The following is a 20,467-nucleotide window of genomic DNA, read 5'->3' on the forward strand; positions in this document are numbered from 1 at the left end:
TCAGTTCTTGTGCGGAGCTCGGTCTTGGGGGAGAACCAGCGATTCCAGGTCCGAGTCCGGGCCGGGTTCGCACGAGGAGTTCTCGGCCATCGCCTGCTCGTCTTCTTGCGTGTCTCTGGACGCCGAGTTGTCGGACGAGGCCGGACGCTGGGCCCGCGCCGACGCCGTCGGGCCCGTGGACGAGGAACGATGCGCATCGAAGAAGTTCTTACCCAGACGATCGGCGTCGGGCAGAGCAATGGGATAATCGCCCGTGAAGCACGCGGTGCACAGCCGATGCCTGGGCTGCTCGGTGGACTGGATCATTCCGTCTTCCGAGATGTACCCGAGTGAATCCGCGCCGAGGGACTTGCCGATTTCATCGACGGACATACCGTTGGCGATCAGCTCGGCCCGGGAGGCGAAGTCGATCCCGTAGAAGCAAGGCCACTTGACCGGCGGGGACGAAATACGGACGTGGACCTCGGCTGCACCGGCTTCGCGGAGCATCCGCACCAGAGCCCTCTGAGTATTGCCGCGAACGATCGAATCGTCGACGACGACCAGTTTTTTACCCGCAACGACACTGCGCAACGGATTCAGCTTGAGTTTAATCCCCATTTGCCGCATCGTCTGGGTCGGCTGGATGAAGGTTCGGCCGACGTACGAGTTCTTGACCAGACCGTTTCCGTACGGAATCCCTGATTCTTCTGCGAAACCGATGGCAGCAGGGACTCCGGATTCGGGGGTGGGCATGACCAAATCGGCTTCGACGCCATGTTCTCGTGCTAGCTGGCGGCCCATTTCGACGCGAGACTCGTACACCGCGCGGCCGTTGATCACCGCATCCGGACGCGACAGATACACGTGCTCGAACACGCAACCTGCCGGCGTCGGCTCGGCGAATCGGCGGGAACGCACGCCGTCTTCGTCGATCGCGATGAATTCACCGGGCTCGACATCGCGGACATAGGTTGCACCTACGATGTCCAAAGCAGCCGACTCCGAGGCCACGACCCACCCGCGATCGAGGCGGCCGAGAACGAGTGGACGGACGCCGTAAGCATCACGGGCAGCATAAAGCGTGTTCTCGTCGATCAGAGTGAGGCAGAACGCGCCTTGCAAGGTGGGGAGCAGCTCCATTGCTGCTTCCTCGAGCGAATCGTGTGGGTGCTCTGCGAGGAGCGAGGTGACCAACGCGGTATCGGTGGTATTTCCTTGAGCGACTTCACCTGCTGATGGGAAACCTGACTTGTCGATGAGCCGATCGTAGAGATCCGCCGAATTGGTGAGATTGCCGTTGTGCGCGAGAGAAACGGTGCCATGCGGCGTTGATCCGAGGGTCGGCTGGGCATTGGCCCACGTGGTCGCGCCGGTGGTGGCGTAACGGCAATGACCGATTGCCATGTGCCCGCCGAGCGTGCCGAGGATGGTTTCGTCGAATACTTGCGAAACCAGGCCCATGTCCTTGTACACCGAGATGCGTTCGCCGTTACTCGTCGCGATGCCCGCGGACTCCTGCCCGCGGTGCTGTAATGCGTAAAGACCGAAATAGGTGAGAGTCGCTACGTCCTCGCCCGGAGCCCAGACACCAAAAACACCGCATTCGTCCTGGGGGCCTTTGTCCTCTGGGTGGAGGTCGTGTGACAGTTTTCCGTCGGGTCGAACCACGAAAGCTTCTTCCTGAATGTGCGGTCAGTGTTCTTCAACGCCGTTGCCGCCGGCGCTGAGCAGCGGGAACGAGTCCAAGTCTATCCGGAACCAGCCGTCCTGCGAGAGGTGAATCAGTCTTCAGGATCGTCGTCGATGCGTACCGCGCGGAACCTTGTGGCTTTCTTCCGGGAAATTCTGTCGGCGATCAGCCCGACAACGGCGCCGAGAACTGCGCCCAGGGTTCCGAAGATGACGGCCATCATGCCGAAGATTGCGCCAAGGGTGTATTTCTGGTCCGCCGGGCCCAAGAAAGTTGAGATCGCGGCGACGATCAGGCCCAGCACCAGGCCGGTGATGAGGAAGGCAATGACCGAGGGCGCGCGACGGACGAGCACCTCGCGTTCGGAGGGACCACGGTCAGGATTCGGAGACTCCCGGGGGGCCAAGGGCTCGTCGGATTCTGGGTGAGCAGAAGAGGATTCGGTCATTGCTTCAGGTTACCTTTTTCCGAGGCGCGCTTCATCGCGGTCCGGGTTGAGAAGAGGGGTAGGAGGGATGAGAGGTCGCTACGGTTCCCAGACGCATCCACCGTGCCGCCTGCGCGGGCCTCTTCCCAAGTCATGAGGCCGGTAACAAGGCCCAACCACGTATCCGCAGTAGTCTCGACGACGTTCGGGGGAGTGCCGCGGGTATGCCGCGGGCCTTCGATGGCCTGAGTGACGCCGAATGGCGGGACTCGGACCTCGACCGAATTGCCGGGGGCGCGGTGAGCCAATTCCTCGAGAGCGTATCGGACGGCAGCGGCTTTGGTCTTACGGTCCGTCGCCGTGGGGTCGGATTCCCACGAACGGAGCGCTGCCAGGCCGACGTCGTCGGTGATCTTGCGCCGTGCCATGGGTCAAGCCTCCTCGAACGCGGATCCGAGCCGCACCTGGCCGACCGGCTTGCCTCCGCCCGTGATGGGCTGGAGCACGCGGGGCAGGAGCGCTTCGACCGAATCCTGGGCGATGTAGCCCTGCCGAGCCAGGAGAGTCAGGGCTACCAGCGTGACAGCTCTGAAGGATCCGTCCAACGACTTGACCGCTACCGCCGCGCCGTCCCGAGTGCCGATGGCCAAGACCCCTTCCGCGCCGAATTTGGCGATGACGTCGAGCTCTTCCATGACGAGGGTGTTGGGTTTGCCGTGGTTCTGGACCATTTCCGGATAATCGGCCATGGCGGTCGCCAAGGTCGCGGTTCGGGCATCCGCCTTGATGTTGCGTATTCCCTCGCCCAGAGTTCCGTATGCCCGCGCCAAACCGTTCAAGCTGAATGCCGGAACGGGTGCGCCGCATCCATCCACACCGATGGTCTGGACCGGTTCGCCCGTGAACTCTTCCACGATCTCCATAACGAGTCGCTGTAATGGGTGGTCCGGTTCCAAATATGTCCCGGTGTCCCACTCGTTGTGGACACAAGCCGCAAGGAATGCGGCGTGCTTTCCGGAGCAGTTGAACGCGATACGTTGTTTTCCCATGTCATGCGTGAGCAAGTAGGAGTGCGCGCGTTCGTCCTTGGGGAAGGCCTCGGGGCACTGCAGATCGCGCGGCGAGAGCCCCGCATCCTGCAGGATGTCCGCGACCACTTGGATCTGTTCGAATGAGCCCTCGTGCGAACCTGCGGCGATGGCTACCTCCGCGCCGCGCAAGGGAGCGCCCGCCTTGAGCGAGGCGATGGCCTGAAACGGTTTGAGAGTCGAGCGGGGGAAGATCGGGGCATCGGCGTCGCCGACAGCGTGGACGATTTCGCCTTCGGGTGAGACCACCGCGGCCGCGCCAATGTGGCGGGACTCCACGAAGCCGCTCCGCTCGACGACGGCCAGCTCGGCCGCATTTTCCCAGCTGAAAGTCTGCATAGAAGTCATTGTTCCACGGCCGCCCGTGCAACGGCTGTGCCCACCCGTCCGGTGAACACAAAGGCCGGCGGCATCGTGGTGGAAGTCTGTCCGCGTCGATGCCGCCCCGATCTCTATCGGACGCCGCACTAGTCGATCCGGAGGTGTGTTTCCCTGATCTTGTGGATGAAGGGGGCCACGATGACCGCAACAATGCCCAGAACCCCTCCGACGAAGAAGGCCGCGTGAGAGCCGCTGACCTGTGCCTCACCGGCCGAAGAGCCTGCGGCGACGGCGATTCCGGTGCCCACGGTCAGAGCCGCGGTCAGGATCGCCGTGCCCGTGGCCCCACCGAGTTGTTGCAGGGTGTTCATGATGGCCGAACCGTGGCTATAGAGGCTCTGAGGCAGAGATCCCAAGGCGACGGTCATCATCGGCGTCATGATCATGGCCATGCCGAGGCTGAAGACAATGTGAACCCCGACGATGAATCCGACGCTGGTATCCGGGTGAATCAGGAAGAAGAGCCACTGCCCGGCGGTGAGCATGACCGTGCCGGGAATGACCATGGGACGAGGCCCGAATTTGTCGTAAACGCGCCCGATCAGCGGTGACAACAGACCTTGCACGAGACCGCCGGGCAACATGACCAGCCCGACCGTCATCACATTGATGCCCATACCGGACTGCATCAGGATCGGCAGGACCATAACGGATCCCAACATCACGGCCATCGCGATCATGAGCACGGAAACCGCTAGCCGGAAGTTGTGCACTGCAAAGGGGCGCAGATCCAGCAAAGCCGATCCGGATGCCTTCTGAAGTTTCCGTTGGCGTGAGGCGAAGAGGACCAGCGCGATGATGCCGACGACCAAACCGATCAGCGGGGTCAAGTGGCCCTTTGCGATTGCACTCACGGAGCCCATCGCGTACACGATGCCACCGAAGCCCAGAACTGCCAGTACGACGGAAGCCAGGTCCAAGGGGAGCTTCCGGGTGTGGCCAGTGGGCTTGAGGAGGAAGAAACCGACGAGCAGGACGATGACGCCCAGCGGGAGCATCATGCGGAAAACCCAGTGCCAGCTCAGCGCGTTGACAATGATTCCGGAGAGAGTCGGGCCAACGGCAGGGGCCACCGCGATGACAACCGAGTTGAGGCCCATGACGGTTCCTCGGTGTGCCGGGGGGACCATGATCAGTGTGGAGGTCATGAGGAGAGGCAGAACAATGCCCGTGCCACCCGCCTGAATGACGCGTCCGGCAAGAATCGTCGCGAAATTCGGTGCGAAGGCGGCCATTGCCGTACCCACAACGAAGAGCGACAGTGCGACCAGGAAGAGACGCTTGATGGTGAATCGCTCGAGCATCCAGCCCGTCGTCGGAATGATGCAGGCCATCGTGAGGAGGAATCCGGTGGTGAGCCACTGCGCGGTGGCGGCGCTGATATCGAAGTCCGCCATAATGTCCGGCAGGGCGACGGTCAGGACCGTCTCGTTGAGGATCATGATGAGGGCGGAGACTACGAGTACAGCCAATACGCCAACGATGTGTTTGGTCGGGAGCGCCTCGGGTTGTTCCTCGGGGGTGGCTCGCGCCTCGGCGGCGACGACTTCCGAGAATTGCCCTGTTTGCGGGCTCGCTGGCGAAGGACCAGGGGACATGCACATACCTGATTTCTGTGAGGGGTGAACACCGATAATGTCACGGAGTGCCACTTTGGCGTAAGTGCCATAGGCGTGTGATATTTGACATGGCCGTAATGTCGAAGGAGGTCCCCATGGATCAGACGGTTGACTTGCGAACTCGACGCAAGCTGCAGACCGAACGGGAGATACACCGTGCGGCCTTGGAACTCTTCGAACAGCAAGGCGTCCGGGCGACGACAGTTCCGGAGATCGCGGCTCGAGCAGGTGTTTCTCCACGCACCTTTTTCCGTTACTTCTCGACCAAGGAAGAAGCCGCGTTGCCGATCCAACGCACCATGGTGCGGGCCATCGACCGAGTGGAATTCTCGGCCTCCGAGCCGACCGCGGTCCTCGAAACTGTGGAAGCCATGATGGACGCGACCCTGTCCGAACCAACCGCGTCCGAAATCGAGGACCACCGTCGGATCTCTCGGCTCTTGGCGACCGACCCGGAGTTCAATATGGCGGCCACGGGACAGGAAAAAGAGCTCCTCGAGCGACTCCTCGACCGACTCAGGGAACAGCTTCCCGACTACGTAGGGCTTCAAGGGCTCCTGATCTGCGAGACGGCCCTGATGGGGTGGCACGTAGCCTGGCGACAATGGGGCGAATTGGCTATCCAGGGGACAGCGAAGGAACCAGTAGATGTCTACCGCGAATGCCGCGCGCAGCTGCGGAGGGTCATCGGGACGGGGCTATGGCCTCGATAATGTGTTGCCGGATGGGAACGGCGAGTCAAGCATCCAGATATGCCCTGATTGCTCCGTGATGATCGGTGCGATCCCGGCCGCCCGATCGGCCCGCTTGACGGTCCGATCCTACTGATCCGTGCGCCACCGGGAGAAGCGCGATTCCAGCCCAACCAACAGCGAATTCACGATCAGTCCCAGCAGCGCAATGGTCAGGACGCCGGAATACATCTGCGGGATCAGGAAGCTGTTCTGACTGGAGGTGATGAGGAACCCCAGACCGGACTTCGCCCCGACCATCTCCGCCGCGATGAGCACCAGAATCGCGGCCGAACCCGCGATGCGAATCCCTGCGAAGATCGTCGGGACGGCCGCGGGGAGAATGATGTGCCGGAACAGTGCCGCTTGGCTCAGCCCGAGCGTCTTTCCGAAACGGATCAAGAGCGGGTCCACCGTTTTGAGACCGGCCGCCGTGTTGAGCAGAACCGGGAAGAACGCCGCGTAGATGACAATGACCACCTTGGACAGCTCTCCGATCCCCAGAAGCAGAACGAAGACTGGCAGCAGAGCCAGTGCGGCCGTGTTTCGGAAAATCTCCAGAAGCGGGTTCAGCATCTCGTAGGCGGCCCGGTACCAGCCGATGACCAGACCGAATGCGATTCCGAGGACCGTGGCGATCGCAAATCCTACCAACGACCGGGCGAGGCTGGCCGAGAAATGCGACCACAGTTCGCCCGATACCAGAAGATCCCACCACGCGCCGACCACCACATGGAATCGCGGAAGGAAAACCTGGAAGGTTGGGCTTCCGAGAAGCGGAGCGAATTCCCAGAGCACAGCGAAAAGGACGATGGGAATGGAACCCAGAACAGTTTTCCGGAGCCTCGGCCGCCGTTTAGCCGGCCCACGGGGGCGGCCGCCGGGCGAAGGGGCACGGGCCGCGTCCGGTGACGTGGGCGATGCGGAATCAACAGATGCTTGCGCAGTTATGGTGCTCATGGGATTCCTAACGCGTACCGGCGGTTGCGGGTTCTGTCTCGGCCTCCGGGGAGGCCGGATTTTCGGACGCTGAAGTGTGCAGTAGGCTCCACACCTCGTGGCGTGCCCTGACGAAGGTTTCGCTCGAACGTACGTCCCGTCCGGGTTCGACCGTATGGTTTCCGACCTCGACGACGTCTTTGACCCGACCGGGCCGGGATTCCAGGACGACGACGCGCTGGCCCAGGTATACGGCCTCTTCGACCGAGTGGGTGATGAACAGGACCGTCGTCCCGGTGTCCTGCCAAATGCGGATCAACTCGCTCTGAAGAGTCTCCCTGGTTTGCGCATCGAGCGCGCCGAACGGCTCGTCCATCAGGAGAATCTCCGGCTCGTAGGACAGCGCCCGCGCGATTGCGACCCGCTGCTTCATTCCCCCGGACAGTTGATGCGGATACCGGTCTTCGTATCCGTCCAGACCTACCAACCGAAGAAAGCGGTCTGCCTTGACACGTAGGTCGTGCGCTTTGAGACGCGAACCTTTGTCCACGGTGTTCTTGAGAACGAACACCACATTGTCCCGGGCAGACTTCCACGGCAACAACGCGTATTGCTGAAAAACGACGCCGCGATTGCGTCCCGGCCCCCGAAGAGGCTTTCCATCGATCAAGATCTGCCCCGTAGTCGCCGAGGTCAACCCGGCCAATAGGTCGAGGATCGTCGTTTTACCAGACCCGGAGGGGCCGACCAGAGTGACGAATTGACCCTGCTCGATACTGAAATCGATATTGTCCAGAACGGTCGTGATCGTGGGCGTTGACGCAGACTGGCCGGGCGTGGAGAACTCCTTGCCGAGACCTTTGATTTCTATTTTCGGTACATGCTCGCTCATGGGACTCCTCAAGACTGCCGGATGAGATCATTGGTGTAGTACTTTCCCGGCTCGACCGGCTGGCTGACGATTTTCCGAGTACGGAGCCACTCTTCCCACCGGGCAAAATCGTTGTCCTGCATGATCCCGCCCTGGGTGAGTCCCGTGGATTTCCAATACTGGAGGGGAGCGGGATCTTCGCCCCGGCCTCGGTTGCTGACGATCTTGACCATGCGCTCGACGACCGTTTCGCGAGGCTGTTCGGTGGCCCAGCGAACGGCTCGGTCGGAGCCGTGGGCCACCTCCCGGGCGAGGTCCGAATTCTGGTCGATCCATTCCTGGCGCATGACCATCTGGCCAGCGGGAAATTTGCCGAAAAGGTCGACATCGCGGGCCAACTCACGGAGGGTTCCGTGCTCTCGGACGAGATCCTGCGCGATGCCGTCGATCACACCCGCGTCGATGTGACCCCGAAGAATGGAGATTTCGATGTCGCTGGGAGGGATGGGGACCAAAGTGACGTTCTTGACCTGCTCGGGGGTGGCGCCGGAATGTTCCAATAACTGAAAAATAAAAGCTTCGGAGTGTGCGCCCAAAGTATTCATTCCTACGGTTTTTCCGACGAGGTCCAGAGGGTTCTTGATGTCTCCGTCATTCGAAGAGTAGAGCCCGACATAAGTCTCTTCGTCTGAGCCGTAATAATTGGATGCCGCCCGAATTGGAATTCCTGCCTCGACCAGTTTGATCACGGCTCCGGAAAAGGCGTGCCCGATGTCGGAATCTCCCGTCGCAACGGTCTGTATGTCCTGTGGTCCGCTCGTCGTATTGCCGATGTACTTCAGCTCCGCCATGGGCAGGTACCCCAGATCCTGGGCGAGCTCGGCGAACAGCACTGTCTGGGGCCAACCCTGATATCGCACCACCCGGTTGGCCTCTGCGGCTTGGGAGGACTGCCCGCAACCGGCGAGCGACGCCGTGGCAGCGATTCCGGCCAACCCGGCCAGGCCCGACAAAGCCCTTCGCCTTCCGATAAGGCGGCGGCCGGGTGGGGAATTCGGGGGAGTAGCTGGGGCGACCATGGGTGTTCTCCTCCACGGAAATTGGTATCAACTGGTTTTGCAGGGTGCCTGAATACGACTCGGCTCATCTATATTCAGATTCCCGATAATTATTGAAAATAGACAATACGAATCCGCTTCTCCCACATCAATAAGCAGGTAAGAAATGGAAAAGACGGAATTGGGCGTAATTTATGACGCCGTTTTTCTCCGCATGTCGTCAGTGATTTCGGCCGTGTACGTGGGGGCGTACCGTGTCGAGCAAATCAAGATTACGAACCTAAGGAATTCCATGGGCGCGATAAAACTGCATTGGTTCTTGCCGACGAGCTCCGACTCCCGGGGCGTTGTCGGCGGCGGCCACGGTGCGGAAGTCCAGGGTACGGCTGCGATCCGTCCTCCCTCCTTGCGCTACCTGACTCAAGTGGCTCAAGCCGCCGAGTACAACGGATTCGAGTCCGTCCTGACGCCAACGGGCTTGTGGTGCCAGGATTCATGGCTGACCACGGCCGCAATTTCCCAGCACACCGAGACGCTGAAGTTCTTGGTCGCGTTTCGGCCGGGTGCCATCTCGCCGACCTTGGGCGCTCAGATGGCGGCCACGTATCAGGACATGACCAAGGGCCGCCTCAATATCAACATCGTGACAGGTGGCGAATCGGCCGAGCAGAAAGCCTTTGGCGACTTCAATGACAAAGAGGGCCGTTATGAACGAACCGGTGAATTCCTGGATGTCGTCGGCCGGTTGTGGGATCACGAAGAACCCTTCGACTACGCCGGTGAGCATGTCCGCGTCGAACAAGCTCGGTTGGCGTACCCGCCCGATCCGCGCCCGGAAATCTACTTCGGCGGTTCGTCTCCGGCGGCAGGGCGCGTTGCCGCGGCGCACTCGGACGTGTACCTCACCTGGGGCGAGCCGCCGCAGCAAGCGAAGGAGAAGATCGATTGGATCCGGGGCCTGGCCGAGGAACAAAGGCGCACGGTCCGGTTCGGTATAAGATTGCACACGATTTCGAGGGATACCTCGGCCGAGGCCTGGGCCGTGGCAGAGAAAATGCTGGCCAATATCGACCCCGCACTGATTCGGAAGCAGCAAGAGGCCCTGCGAAAATCCGAGTCGGAGGGCCAGCGTCGGATGCTTGATCTGCACGGAGGCTCCTCCTCCGACTTGGAGATCCACCCCGGGCTGTGGGCCGGTGTCGGACTGGTCCGCGGCGGAGCCGGGACGGCACTGGTGGGATCCCACCGAGAGGTGGCCGACTTGATCAAGGAATACGTATCGGTCGGATTCGACGAATTCGTGCTCTCCGGGTATCCGTGCCTTGAAGAAGCATTCTGGTTCGGTGAAGGGGTTCGGCCCCTGCTCGAGTCCGACGGACTCATCTAGTCTTCGCAGGATGTAGCTGTATTAACCGCTCCAGCCGGGCCCGATAGCACGCGATGCGTACTCGTCGTTACCTATTCGCTATTGTTGCTCTATGAAGGTTTTGGTGCTTGGCCCGGGCGGGCGTGAACACGCAATTATCGCTGCGCTCCTGCGCGACCCGGCGGTCACGGAAGTACATTCGGCTCCCGGCAACGCGGGAATCGCCGCTGTCGTTCCGACTCATGCCATCGACGCCAACAGCCCCGAAGAGGCAACGGCCCTGGCGGAAAGGCTGGACGCGGACCTGATCGTCGTAGGACCCGAAGCTCCGTTGGTTGCAGGAGTCGCCGATGCCCTGCGTGAAGCCGGATTCCCGGTATTCGGTCCGAACGCCGACGCCGCCCAGCTGGAAGGTTCGAAAGCCTTCGCCAAAGAAGTCATGGCCGAGGCCAATGTTCCGACTGCCATGGCCCGCGTCGCTCATGACGCCGCGACCGTCAGGGAATGCCTTAACGCTTTTGGTGCGCCGTACGTCGTCAAAGACGACGGCCTTGCTGCCGGCAAAGGCGTGGTCGTTACGGAGGATCGCGATGAGGCTCTGGCTCACGCCCAATCCTGTTTTGACGCCGGCTCGTCGGTCGTCATCGAGGAATTCTTGGACGGTCCAGAAGTTTCACTGTTCGTGATCTGCGATGGGCAACGAACGGTCCCGCTCAGTCCGGCGCAGGATTTCAAACGAATCCACGATGACGACGAGGGCCCCAATACCGGAGGGATGGGGGCATACACCCCGTTGCCGTGGCTTCCCGAAGACTTCACCGAAGAGGTCGTCCGGCGCGTCGCCCAGCCAACGGTTGACGTGATGGCGGACCGTGGGACTCCCTTCGTGGGCGTGCTGTACTGCGGATTGGCCCTGACAAGTCGTGGGATCCGAGTCATCGAATTCAATGCTCGCTTTGGAGACCCGGAGACCCAGGCGGTGCTGGCCCGTCTCAAGACGCCCCTGGGCCAACTGCTTCTTGCCGCAGCCCAAGGCGAACTCGACGGGCGGGAATCCCTCCGGTGGGACCTTCGCACCGCGGTCGACGTGGTCATGGCCGCCGAGAATTACCCCGATACTCCGCGCAAGGGTGACGAAATCTCCGGACTCGAGGAGGCGGAAGCCCTGGAGGGCGTTTCGGTCATGCACGCGGGCACCCGGCGCGAGCGGTCGCTGAGCGGGACCACATCCGTGGTGACTTCGGGGGGACGAGTTCTCGCCGTCGTTGCGTTGGGGGAGGACCTCGAAGACGCCCGAAGCAGGGCCTACAGGGGAGCCGAGAAGATCGCTTGGAAAGGCGCGCAGTACCGGCGAGATATCGCGCAGAAAGCCGCGGCAGGCCAGATCCAAGTGCCTACCTTATAGATTTCACTTCGCATCGGGCCTCGCGCGTGCGGCGTGGGGCTGCACATCAATCACACACCCAGGAGCGCAGCGCATGTCCCCAGAGCCCACCACCATTCCGGGCTGGAAGCACATCTATTCTGGCAAAGTCAGGGACCTTTACGTCCCCGAGGAGGGCAACGACGTCATCGGCTGTTCCTTTGCCGACAACGCCGAGGCTCGCGCTGGGTCCGTCATGGTCGTGGCCACGGACCGGGTCAGCGCATATGATCACATCCTGGCTACGCCCATCCCTGACAAGGGAAAAATTCTGACCCAGCTCAGCCTCTGGTGGTTCGAGCAACTCGATCAGGTACCAAACCACGTGCTCTCGACCAATGTCCCGGACGAAGTGGCGGGCCGAGCAATGATCTGCAAGTCGCTGTCGATGTTCCCGGTCGAGTGCATCGCCCGAGGCTATCTGACGGGCTCGGGCCTCAAGGAATATCGGCGCACCGGCGCAATATGCGGAATCGAGTTGCCGGACGGCTTGGTCAACGGATCCCGCCTGGAAGAACCCATTTTCACGCCTACGGGAAAGGCTGAGGTCGGTGAGCACGACGAAGCCATCACATACGAAGAAATGACGGATGCCGTCGGCCGCGCGATGGGCGAGAGAATCCGGGAACTGACGCTCTATATCTACGGGACCGCAGAAAAAATAGCCCGTGAACGCGGAATCATTCTGGCGGACACCAAGGTTGAGTTCGGGCTGGACTCCTACCGCGGGGAAGTAACCTTGGGCGACGAGGTCCTCACCCCGGATTCGTCACGGTTCTGGGACGGCGCACAGTGGGGCCCGGGACGGCCGCAACCCAGCTTCGATAAGCAATTCGTGCGGGATTGGTTGTCCTCCGAAGCTTCTGGATGGGACGGATCGTCGACGCCGCCCGAGTTGCCTGCGGAAATCGTTGACAAGACCCGCGCACGTTACGTCGAGGCCTACGAAAAATTGACCGGCCTCGAATTCTCCGCGTAAGCGACCCCATAAAACCACTGGATGTGTTCGCGAACGCGCTCGGCAGCCGTTTCGGGTCGGCGTTCGCGAACCGCGGCAAGGATGCCTCGATGCTGTTCCTGGAGACGGCGTCGAACCTTGGGCCAATCTCCGAGACGAGGAACTCCTTCTCGAACGTAACCGACGGTGGCTTGACGTAGGGAATCCAAGATTGTGGTGATCACGACGTTCCCTCCGAGGCTTGAAATGAGCAAATGGAATTGCGCATCCAACTCGTGGAAGCGGGCATCCGGCAACAGGGGGTCGTCCATCTCGTCGAGAAAGCGGTTTGCCTTGGTCAGCACCACTTTGTCCTGTGTGTTCGACCAGCGGGTCGCGGCCTCCGCCGCGGCTTGGGACTCCAATTGCTCGCGGGTCGACACCACGTCTCGCACAGGCAGGAAGTTGGACGCCAAGTGCATGCGAAGGCCCCAGCCAAGGGCGGCGGAAGGTTCGGAAACGACAACCGCTCCTGCGCTGGGGCCAGAGCCGACGCCTGAACGGACGAGGCCCATCGCGTCCAGGACTCGAATTGCTTCTCTGACAGAAGCCCGAGAAATGCCGAACTCTTCCGCGAGAGTGCGCTCCGAGGGGAGCCGGTCGCCCACGGAAAGTTCGCCACTGCGCAGCCGGTCCTCGATGTTCTTTAGCACGATGCTGTAGGTCTTGTTCTCCACAGAAGACAACCCTAGCTTCGCATCGTCACTAGGTGTTTAAGGCAGCATCCAGGACAAGACGTTGGACTGCAAGAACACGAGGGTGCAGATGATCAGGAGCATGGCGAGGGACCAGGGCACAACCTTCTTGAAGATTTCCGATTCCTTGCCCTCCATTTCAACAGCGGTAGCCGCAATGGCGAGGGACTGCGGAGAGATCATTTTGCCGACGACACCGCCGCTGGTGTTGGCCGCGAGCATGAGGTTCGGGTCCAGCCCGGCGTTGGAGGCCGCGGTGTGTTGCAGGTTCGAGAACAGCGCATTGGCCGAGGTGTCTGATCCGGTTACCGCGGTTCCCAGCCAGCCAAGTGTGGGCGCGAGGAAAGCAAAGATCCCGCCCAACGAGGCCAGATACGTTCCGATGGACACGGTCTGTCCCGAGAAGTTCATGACGTACGCGAGGGCAAGGACCGAAACGATCGTCAGAGCCGACCACCGCATGCGGTAGAAGCAGTACCAGAGCTGGGCTATAGCGTGGCCGAAGCCCAGTTTGTAACGGCCCTTCTCGTTGAATATGCCGTAGAGCACCGTCACGATCAAGCCTGCTATGAGCAGCATGGTTCCCGGATTGGACAGCCATTGGAAGTTGAAGGTGGTGCCGGAAATCGGTTTGCCGGCCGCGGTGACGATGTTTCCGGATGTGACGGGCCACGGGATCTTGATGTCCGTCTTCGCCAGAGCCGCGGGAATGCTGACTCCTGCCTTCCACAATTTGCCGATCGCGAAGACACCGACGACTACCAGATAGGGCAGCAGCGCCATCCAAACCCGGACAGGCTTGAGCTTCTCTGAGGCCGGAGGGGCCTTGATGCCGAAGCGTTCACGGAATGCCTCCGTGCCGCGCGGCTTCCACACCTTGAGGAACAACACGGCGACGCCGAGGGACACGAGGCAAGCCACGATGTCGGTCAACTCATACGAGAAGTGCGTCGCCGACCACCACTGTGCGATGCCGAAGGAGAGACCGATGACCAGGGCTGCGGGCCAGGCCTCCCGAACTCCTCGGAATCCGTCGAGGAGCCAGAGGAGGATGAACGGAACGATCGCGGCGACGAATGGGGCCTGATGGCCGACGATGGCGCCGATATGTGCCGGGTTCTCACCGGTAAGGGTTCCGGCGGTGGTGATCGGAATGGCCAGAGCGCCAAAGGCCACCGGCGCGGTGTTGGCGACCAGGACGGTGACCGCTGCTCGCAGCGGCTTGACGCCCAGGGCAAGAATCATGGTCGCGGTGATCGCGACGGGGGCCCCGAAACCGGCGAGGGCCTCGAGAAGCCCGCCGAAGCAGAAGGCGATCAGTATTGCCTGGATGCGAATGTCTCCGCCGCCGATGCGGTCGAAGGTCAGACGAAGGTCCTCGAAACGTCCGGACTCGACCGTGACCTGGTAGAACCACAGCGCCGTAACGATGATCCAGACGATGGGGAACGCGCCATAAGCGAGTCCCTGGGTCCCCGACATCAAGGTCAGTCCCAACGGCATGTTGAAGCCGATGACCGCGACGATGATGGATACGAGAAGGGCCGTGAGTGCAGAGATATGCGCGCTGGCTTTGACTCCGAGCAGCATGATGAAAAAGGCCAGGAGTGGAAGTATCGCGACGAGCGCCGAGAGCCCTATCGACCCGCCGACGGCGTTGGTGGTGGCTGTGAATGTGTCCACGCGGTCTCCTTGGAGTGGGTTGACGCACGCGTTTCGACGAGCATCAACGCTGATGCAGTGAGTGAAGTAAGCCACTAATGCTGAGGAGCTCATAGGGGTGTGTGTCCCGCATTACTCTGTGGTCAGACCGACACCATACCGATGTTCTTGACGAAATCAAAACCGGAGTAAGTGTGGATGGAGTGCGACGCGGGCACGGTAGTCGCGCAGTAGGCTTTTAGGTTACAAAAACCTTTTCTAATTCGGTCGTGTTTCCTGAAATGACGCGCCAGTTAAGGTTTCCCAGGTGCAATTCGAGTAACTTAGGTGCTCCTTATTGGAGGTCGTTAATAAATTGTCACTAAGGTGGGGAGCGTCTTGCGGGCATCCTCCTGGTCCCATTCTGAGGAGAATGGCCCGCACTTATTGGAATGGAGACGCCATGCGGATCGCACTTTTCTCAACGTGCATCGTCGACGCGATGTACCCGCGGGTCGCCCAGGCGACCGTGGACATCCTGGAACGCCTCGGCCACGACGTGATTTTCCCTCCCGGCCAGACGTGTTGTTCCCAAATGCACGTCAACAGTGGCTATTTCGACGACGCGTACCCCATCGTCAAGAACCACGTCGAGTCGTTCTCGGACTGGGACTACGATGTCGCCGTCGCGCCCTCGGCCTCATGCGTGGTTTCCCTGGGACACCAGCAGCCAATGATTGCTCGGCACGCCGGTGACGAGGGAACAGCCATTGCGGCCGAAGAGGTTGCAGGCAAGACCTTCGAATTGTCAAAGCTGCTGATCGACGTCTTGGGGATCACGAACGCCGCGGAGCAACTCGGTTCCTACTTCCCGCACAAGGTCACGTTCCATTCGAGTTGCCATGGCATGCGGATCATGAAGCTGGGCACGCGCCAATCGGACCTGGTGCGTACCGTGGAGGGTCTGGAATTCGCTGAGCTTCCCGACATCGACCAGTGCTGCGGTTTCGGCGGTACGTTCTCCTTCAAGAACGCTGATACGTCCGGGGCAATGACCGCGGACAAGGTCAAGAACATCGAATCGACGGGCGCCGAGTTGTGCGCGGGAGGTGACGTCTCCTGCCTCATGAATATCGATGGGGCCCTCTCGCGCAAGGGATCCGACGTCACGACCCTCCACTTCGCCGAGATCCTTGCCAGCACCAAAGAAAACCCGCTCGAAGTCTCCGGCCCGGTGGCGATGACCACCACTACAGGAGGAAAGTAGCCATGACCGTTACACAGTTGGGCATGCCCAAGGTCTTCCACGGAACCGGCAATATCGTTGCCGAAGAATCCTTCACGTCCTTCGCTGGCCGGGAGCTCAAGAACGAGCAATTGCGCGCCAACCTTGGCTTTGCGACGCATACGATTCGCGAGAAGCGCGCCAACGTCGTCGGGGAACTTCCCGACTGGGAAGATCTGCGGACCGCCGGATCCGAGATCAAACAAGAAGTCATGGCTCGTCTTCCCGAGCTCCTCGAGCAGTTCGAGAAGAATTTCACCGAGCGCGGCGGACACGTTCACTGGGCTCGGGACGCCGACGAGGCGAATCAGATCGCTCTCGATATCATCCGGGAACAAGAAGTCGAAGAAGTCATCAAGATCAAGTCGATGGCAACTCAGGAAACCGGCCTCAACGAGTTCCTCGAAGAACAAGGCATCTCCGCTGTCGAGACTGACTTGGCCGAGGAAATTGTGCAGATGGGCGAGGACAAGCCATCACACATCCTGGTTCCCGCGATCCACCGCAATCGCTCGGAGATCCGTGACATCTTCTTGAAGAAGATGCCGGGCGTCAATCCGGATATTTCGGACAACCCTGCGGAATTGGCCGAGGCCTCCCGCCACCACCTGCGTGAGAAATTCTTCCGTAACAAGGTCGCGATTTCGGGCGCCAACTTTGGCGTTGCTGATTCCGGCACGCTGACCATCGTCGAGTCCGAAGGCAATGGGCGTATGTGCCTGACTCTGCCGGACACACTCATTTCTTTCATGGGCATCGAGAAGCTGGTCCCGACCTTCCAGGATCTGGAGGTCTTCCTGCAGCTTCTGCCCCGTTCCTCGACGGGCGAGCGCATGAACCCCTATACCTCGATGTGGTCCGGTGTGACTCCGGGGGATGGGCCCCAGAATCTTCACGTGATTCTCATGGACAACGGTCGCACGGCGGCATTGGCCGATGAGATGGGGCGCCAAGCGCTCCACTGCATCCGGTGCTCGGCCTGCATGAACGTTTGCCCCGTTTACGAGCGGGCCGGCGGACATGCCTACGGGTCGGTTTACCCGGGCCCGATCGGGGCTATCCTTTCGCCGTTGCTGACCGGAGTCGAAGCAGAAGAGAACAACTCGCTTCCTTACGCATCGTCGTTGTGCGGTGCTTGCTACGAGGCGTGCCCGGTCAAGATCAACATCCCTGACGTGTTGGTTCACCTGCGCGGCAAAGACGTGGATGCCAAACACGGCAAGGGCGAAGAAGGCACGAAGCGTCAGGCACCCGACCAGATGGACGCGATCATGGCCGGTGCCAAGGCGATGTTCTCCAACTCTAAACTTCTCGGTCTTGCAGAACGCGGTTTGCCGGCGGGGCGTCTTGCGGCGGGACGCGATCACAAGATCAACTGGCTCCCGGGCCTCGTGGGTGGCTGGACGAAATACCGAGACATTCCGGAGCCGCCCAAGCAGGCCTTCCGCCACTGGTGGAAGAAGAACAAGAAGAACGGTTCGAAGCAGCGTGCGGGATCCGAAAAGGTTGATATCGACGCTCTGATGGCGAAGAACGCCGGACTCGCAGATCAGTTGCACAATCAGCATGCCTCTGAGGCTCAGGATCAACGCGAAGGGGCCGAGAAGCAAGCCCAAGAGCTCAAGAAGGAGCAGCGGCGCGACCCCGAGATCGCCCGGCGGGAGAATGAGTTGCTCAAGGACACTGAATCGGACTCGGCAGAAAACCAGGGCAAAGCCCAAGGTTCCCAGGAAGGGCGCGACTGACCATGTCGGAAGCAAAGGCAGAGATTCTGAGGCGGGTCCGGGCATCGCTGGTCGATAGCCCGGTGGCGCCCGTTGCCACGCGGGCATACCGGACCGAATCGGAGAAATCCGCGCAGGAAGTCCGTGAAATGCTGGTCGACCGTTTGGTCGACTACAAGGCGAACGTCTATGAGGAAACCGTCGAGACGGTGGCCGAACGCATCGAGAAGCTCCTGGGGAAGTCGTCCCGGTATGTGATTCCCAAGGGGCTGGACCTTGCATGGTTGCCCGAGGACAGCGCCGCCCGACGCCACCTCGTTGACTCGGGGAATGGTCAGAAGGCCGGGTCGTTGACCGATCGTGAACTGGACGCGGTCGACGCGGTGGTGACCTCGTCGACCGTCTCCTGCGCGGAGACGGGAACGATTTTTCTCAACGCCTCGGATTCCGAGGGGCGCCGTGCGATTACTCTGGTACCTGACCATCACATTTGTGTGGTCCCGGCGGACACGATTGTCGAGCTGATCCCGGAATCCTTGCACCGTGTCAACGAGGAGCGCCCGATCACCATGATTTCCGGGCCCTCGGCGACCTCGGATATTGAGCTTCAGCGCGTGGAGGGGGTCCACGGGCCCAGGACCCTGGACGTGATCATTCTCGATAGATAGGTCAGGCGCGGGCACATCTCCCGTGAGAAGAAGAGCACCGCCCCCGGTCACGGCAGTTTGGAAGCCGTAGAGATCGGGGGGGGGGGGGGGCGGTGTTTTGTCTGAGATGCCTCCACAGACCCTCAGGAATTGGCGATCGCTGCCCTGCGCACACAGGAGGCGGTCATATCGGCACGATCTGAAGGTCCGATTCCCGGCATCGTGGAATCTTTCTGGCCATGAGGTCGAAAAATTTGAAGTCTCGCGATCGGGCCGTCCGGGGATCGGTCTGGTCTGTGGTCGTCGCTCTGGCTGTTGTGGTGCTGGTTTGCCTGGGGGTTCTCAATGGCCGTGAGGGAGAGGGGCTCAGGAAAAGGGTCCACACATGGACCCAGGGCGGGGCGGGAACCGTCGTCCTCTCGGAGGATTCGGCCGGATACTTGGCCGCCCTATCCGTGGAAAACCATAAGCCCCGTGACGCGTACCACAGAGAATCCTTCGGGCGGGCATGGTCGGATGAGGACCACAACGGCTGCGACACGCGGAATGACATTCTGGCCAGGGACCTGGCCAGGGTGACTTTTCGTGATCGGCGGCTATGCGTCGTCGAGAAGGGTACGCTTGAGGACCCCTACACGGGTCAGCCCATCGAATTCATCGCAGGGAAGGAATCGCGAAAAGTCCAGATCGATCACGTGGTGGCGTTGTCGAATGCCTGGGCCTCCGGGGCATCGGAGTGGACGAACGAGAAGCGACGGACTTTCGCCAACGACCCCGATAACCTCCTGGCCGTGGACGGCCGCGCCAACGAGGACAAGGGAGGTAGCGATGCATCTCGTTGGCTTCCGCCGCGCCGAGAATTTCACTGCCGTATGTGACGCGGCAGCTCAAGATCAAGGCCCGTTACAGCCTGAGCGTAACGCCCGAAGAAAAGCAAGCGATTCTCAAGGTTTTGGGGGACTGCCCCGAGTACCGGCTCTCAGCCTTCGTTGTCACGGAGCATGATCACGCATCGTCTCGCAAAGTCCTGGAGCCAGTCGTCCGCCCTGCGGTGTACAAGGCTCAGCGTCATCGGAGGCACATCCTTGCTCAGCGGATGCACGGAAAACTCGTCCGGGTCCAGACCGCGGATCATGTCGGCGTCCGTCGGGACGATGCTGAACCGCGGATGTTTCCGCAGCAACAGCAGCATTCCGCCCAGATCCGTGTATGTGAGGGAGGGATCGAATCGGATGCCGGCGTTGCGGAGAGGTGCGCGTTCCGCTTCCGTTCTCAGATCCCAGTACGGAGGGCCCTCCACCACGGTGAAATCGGTCAGGTCCGCAGGACGGATGGTTTGGGGTTCGGGGAAGTGAGCGGCATCGCAGACGATCGACAACCGTTCGGAAAGTATTACTTCTTCCGCGAGATCTGGGTGGGTCGAGCGGACCCTGGAGAGCCCCGCGTCGATACTGCGGGTTATCAGCGCCCTGTCGATATCGAGCGAAGCGGTGTGTCGCACTTTGACGTCGAAGTCTCGTGATGTCCTATCCATGAGCTCCCCGAGCCGTTTCCGCTGGGGCATGCCCAGGAGGTCGGGTATGCCAAGGTTCACGTGCACACGTCGATCCGTGCCCTGTGCGGTTTCGGGAACGCGATCCATATCCGCGACGATACGTGCGGCCAAGGGTAACAGTCGCTCTCCCTCCGGAGTGAGGCTGGTGTGGCGCGTGTTGCGTTCGAAGAGGGTGCTTCCTAGCTCGGTTTCCAGTTCACGGATTCGCTGGGACAACGGAGGCACCGAGATGTAGAGAGAACGGGCCGCTCGGGTGAAATTCAGCTCGCGAGCGACAGCCAGGAAATAGCGCAAATGTTTGACGTCCACATCATTGTTATCGCATTGATCATAATCGGACCGCAAACT

Annotated in this window: 19 protein-coding genes; 8 read left to right on the forward strand and 11 right to left on the reverse strand. The window is 61.0% G+C overall.

Annotation, left to right across the window (positions count from 1 at the left end):
* The 5 genes from purF to sake_RS02960 all read right to left on the reverse strand — a co-directional run bounded on the left by purF (position 1) and on the right by sake_RS02960 (position 5,166).
* On the reverse strand, positions 1 to 1,650 hold the full coding sequence (gene purF / locus sake_RS02940; RefSeq protein WP_178945424.1) for an amidophosphoribosyltransferase: 1,650 nt from the start codon (positions 1,648 to 1,650) through the stop codon (positions 1 to 3).
* Positions 1,651 to 1,763: 113 nt separating this feature from the next.
* A complete protein-coding gene (locus sake_RS02945) occupies positions 1,764 to 2,120 on the reverse strand; it encodes a hypothetical protein (protein WP_178945425.1) in 357 nt (118 codons plus the stop codon).
* Positions 2,117 to 2,527 carry a sterol carrier family protein gene (locus sake_RS02950; RefSeq protein ID WP_129358998.1) on the reverse strand — a complete coding sequence of 137 codons (411 nt, stop codon included), beginning with the start codon at positions 2,525 to 2,527 and terminating at the stop codon, positions 2,117 to 2,119. Before sake_RS02950 ends, sake_RS02945 begins: the two co-directional genes overlap by 4 nt.
* Before the next feature lie 3 nt (positions 2,528 to 2,530).
* Positions 2,531 to 3,526, reverse strand: coding sequence for an asparaginase (locus sake_RS02955; protein ID WP_129359000.1), 996 nt, complete (start codon positions 3,524 to 3,526; stop codon positions 2,531 to 2,533).
* Between the two features lie 128 nt (positions 3,527 to 3,654).
* Entirely contained in the window at positions 3,655 to 5,166 is a 1,512-nt protein-coding gene (locus sake_RS02960) for an MDR family MFS transporter (RefSeq protein WP_129359002.1), read from the reverse strand.
* A gap of 116 nt (positions 5,167 to 5,282) precedes the next feature.
* On the opposite strand from sake_RS02960, the gene sake_RS02965 reads away from it, so the two are divergent.
* Positions 5,283 to 5,900 (forward strand): TetR/AcrR family transcriptional regulator, encoded by a 618-nt coding sequence (locus sake_RS02965; protein WP_238147538.1) that lies wholly within the window; start codon positions 5,283 to 5,285, stop codon positions 5,898 to 5,900.
* Between the two features lie 108 nt (positions 5,901 to 6,008).
* Here sake_RS02965 and sake_RS02970 read toward each other — a convergent pair whose 3' ends face one another.
* From sake_RS02970 to sake_RS02980, 3 genes are read right to left on the reverse strand one after another with little or no spacing between them, the layout of a single operon-like run.
* Positions 6,009 to 6,878 (reverse strand): ABC transporter permease, encoded by an 870-nt coding sequence (locus tag sake_RS02970; protein ID WP_178945426.1) that lies wholly within the window; start codon positions 6,876 to 6,878, stop codon positions 6,009 to 6,011.
* Between the two features lie 7 nt (positions 6,879 to 6,885).
* Positions 6,886 to 7,749 (reverse strand): ABC transporter ATP-binding protein, encoded by an 864-nt coding sequence (locus sake_RS02975; RefSeq protein WP_178945427.1) that lies wholly within the window; start codon positions 7,747 to 7,749, stop codon positions 6,886 to 6,888.
* Positions 7,750 to 7,757: 8 nt separating this feature from the next.
* A complete protein-coding gene (locus tag sake_RS02980; protein WP_178945428.1) occupies positions 7,758 to 8,807 on the reverse strand; it encodes an ABC transporter substrate-binding protein in 1,050 nt (349 codons plus the stop codon).
* A gap of 145 nt (positions 8,808 to 8,952) precedes the next feature.
* Between sake_RS02980 and sake_RS02985 the strand changes: the two genes are divergently transcribed.
* The 3 genes from sake_RS02985 (at position 8,953) to sake_RS02995 (ending at position 12,554) form a co-directional block, all read left to right on the forward strand.
* On the forward strand, positions 8,953 to 10,173 hold the full coding sequence (locus sake_RS02985; protein WP_243155730.1) for an LLM class flavin-dependent oxidoreductase: 1,221 nt from the start codon (positions 8,953 to 8,955) through the stop codon (positions 10,171 to 10,173).
* A 91-nt stretch (positions 10,174 to 10,264) separates the two neighbouring features.
* Positions 10,265 to 11,557, forward strand: coding sequence for a phosphoribosylamine--glycine ligase (purD, locus tag sake_RS02990; protein ID WP_178945429.1), 1,293 nt, complete (start codon positions 10,265 to 10,267; stop codon positions 11,555 to 11,557).
* 73 nt (positions 11,558 to 11,630) lie between these two features.
* Entirely contained in the window at positions 11,631 to 12,554 is a 924-nt protein-coding gene (locus sake_RS02995) for a phosphoribosylaminoimidazolesuccinocarboxamide synthase (protein ID WP_178945430.1), read from the forward strand.
* Here sake_RS02995 and sake_RS03000 read toward each other — a convergent pair.
* Positions 12,518 to 13,249, reverse strand: a complete 732-nt coding sequence (locus sake_RS03000; RefSeq protein ID WP_129359016.1) for a FadR/GntR family transcriptional regulator — start codon at positions 13,247 to 13,249, stop codon at positions 12,518 to 12,520. The two genes, sake_RS02995 and sake_RS03000, sit on opposite strands and share 37 nt — an antisense overlap.
* A 36-nt stretch (positions 13,250 to 13,285) precedes the next feature.
* Entirely contained in the window at positions 13,286 to 14,950 is a 1,665-nt protein-coding gene (locus tag sake_RS03005; protein WP_178945431.1) for an L-lactate permease, read from the reverse strand.
* 421 nt (positions 14,951 to 15,371) lie between these two features.
* On the opposite strand from sake_RS03005, the gene sake_RS03010 reads away from it, so the two are divergent.
* From sake_RS03010 to sake_RS03025, 4 genes are all read left to right on the forward strand, one after another.
* The gene (locus tag sake_RS03010; RefSeq protein ID WP_129359020.1) at positions 15,372 to 16,175 is read left to right on the forward strand and encodes a (Fe-S)-binding protein; all 804 of its coding nucleotides are present in this window, start codon (positions 15,372 to 15,374) and stop codon (positions 16,173 to 16,175) included.
* 2 nt (positions 16,176 to 16,177) lie between these two features.
* Positions 16,178 to 17,938, forward strand: coding sequence for a LutB/LldF family L-lactate oxidation iron-sulfur protein (locus sake_RS03015; RefSeq protein ID WP_178945432.1), 1,761 nt, complete (start codon positions 16,178 to 16,180; stop codon positions 17,936 to 17,938).
* Positions 17,939 to 17,940: 2 nt separating this feature from the next.
* Positions 17,941 to 18,585, forward strand: a complete 645-nt coding sequence (locus sake_RS03020; RefSeq protein ID WP_129359024.1) for an LUD domain-containing protein — start codon at positions 17,941 to 17,943, stop codon at positions 18,583 to 18,585.
* Between the two features lie 218 nt (positions 18,586 to 18,803).
* The gene (locus tag sake_RS03025) at positions 18,804 to 19,442 is read left to right on the forward strand and encodes an HNH endonuclease family protein (RefSeq protein WP_197964451.1); all 639 of its coding nucleotides are present in this window, start codon (positions 18,804 to 18,806) and stop codon (positions 19,440 to 19,442) included.
* 101 nt (positions 19,443 to 19,543) lie between these two features.
* Here the strand turns inward: sake_RS03025 and sake_RS13510 are convergent, their stop codons facing one another.
* Positions 19,544 to 20,428 (reverse strand): LysR family transcriptional regulator, encoded by an 885-nt coding sequence (locus sake_RS13510; RefSeq protein WP_165000940.1) that lies wholly within the window; start codon positions 20,426 to 20,428, stop codon positions 19,544 to 19,546.
* Positions 20,429 to 20,467 lie beyond the last annotated feature (39 nt).

Origin of the sequence: Kocuria sp. TGY1127_2, from assembly GCF_013394385.1 — a bacterium.
Taxonomy (GTDB): Bacteria; Actinomycetota; Actinomycetes; order Actinomycetales; family Micrococcaceae; genus Rothia.

Excerpts from the sequence above, each read along its gene's own strand:
- sake_RS02945 (WP_178945425.1), bottom strand. The coding sequence starts at position 2,120 with ATGACCGAATCCTCTTCTGCTCACCCAGAATCCGACGAGCCCTTGGCC.
- sake_RS02950 (WP_129358998.1), bottom strand. The coding sequence starts at position 2,527 with ATGGCACGGCGCAAGATCACCGACGACGTCGGCCTGGCAGCGCTCCGT.
- sake_RS02955 (WP_129359000.1), bottom strand. The coding sequence starts at position 3,526 with ATGCAGACTTTCAGCTGGGAAAATGCGGCCGAGCTGGCCGTCGTCGAG.
- sake_RS02960 (WP_129359002.1), bottom strand. The coding sequence starts at position 5,166 with ATGTCCCCTGGTCCTTCGCCAGCGAGCCCGCAAACAGGGCAATTCTCG.
- sake_RS02965 (WP_238147538.1), top strand. The coding sequence starts at position 5,283 with ATGGATCAGACGGTTGACTTGCGAACTCGACGCAAGCTGCAGACCGAA.
- sake_RS02970 (WP_178945426.1), bottom strand. The coding sequence starts at position 6,878 with ATGAGCACCATAACTGCGCAAGCATCTGTTGATTCCGCATCGCCCACG.
- sake_RS02975 (WP_178945427.1), bottom strand. The coding sequence starts at position 7,749 with ATGAGCGAGCATGTACCGAAAATAGAAATCAAAGGTCTCGGCAAGGAG.
- sake_RS02980 (WP_178945428.1), bottom strand. The coding sequence starts at position 8,807 with ATGGTCGCCCCAGCTACTCCCCCGAATTCCCCACCCGGCCGCCGCCTT.
- sake_RS02985 (WP_243155730.1), top strand. The coding sequence starts at position 8,953 with ATGGAAAAGACGGAATTGGGCGTAATTTATGACGCCGTTTTTCTCCGC.
- purD (WP_178945429.1), top strand. The coding sequence starts at position 10,265 with ATGAAGGTTTTGGTGCTTGGCCCGGGCGGGCGTGAACACGCAATTATC.
- sake_RS02995 (WP_178945430.1), top strand. The coding sequence starts at position 11,631 with ATGTCCCCAGAGCCCACCACCATTCCGGGCTGGAAGCACATCTATTCT.
- sake_RS03010 (WP_129359020.1), top strand. The coding sequence starts at position 15,372 with ATGCGGATCGCACTTTTCTCAACGTGCATCGTCGACGCGATGTACCCG.
- sake_RS03015 (WP_178945432.1), top strand. The coding sequence starts at position 16,178 with ATGACCGTTACACAGTTGGGCATGCCCAAGGTCTTCCACGGAACCGGC.
- sake_RS03020 (WP_129359024.1), top strand. The coding sequence starts at position 17,941 with ATGTCGGAAGCAAAGGCAGAGATTCTGAGGCGGGTCCGGGCATCGCTG.
- sake_RS03025 (WP_197964451.1), top strand. The coding sequence starts at position 18,804 with ATGAGGTCGAAAAATTTGAAGTCTCGCGATCGGGCCGTCCGGGGATCG.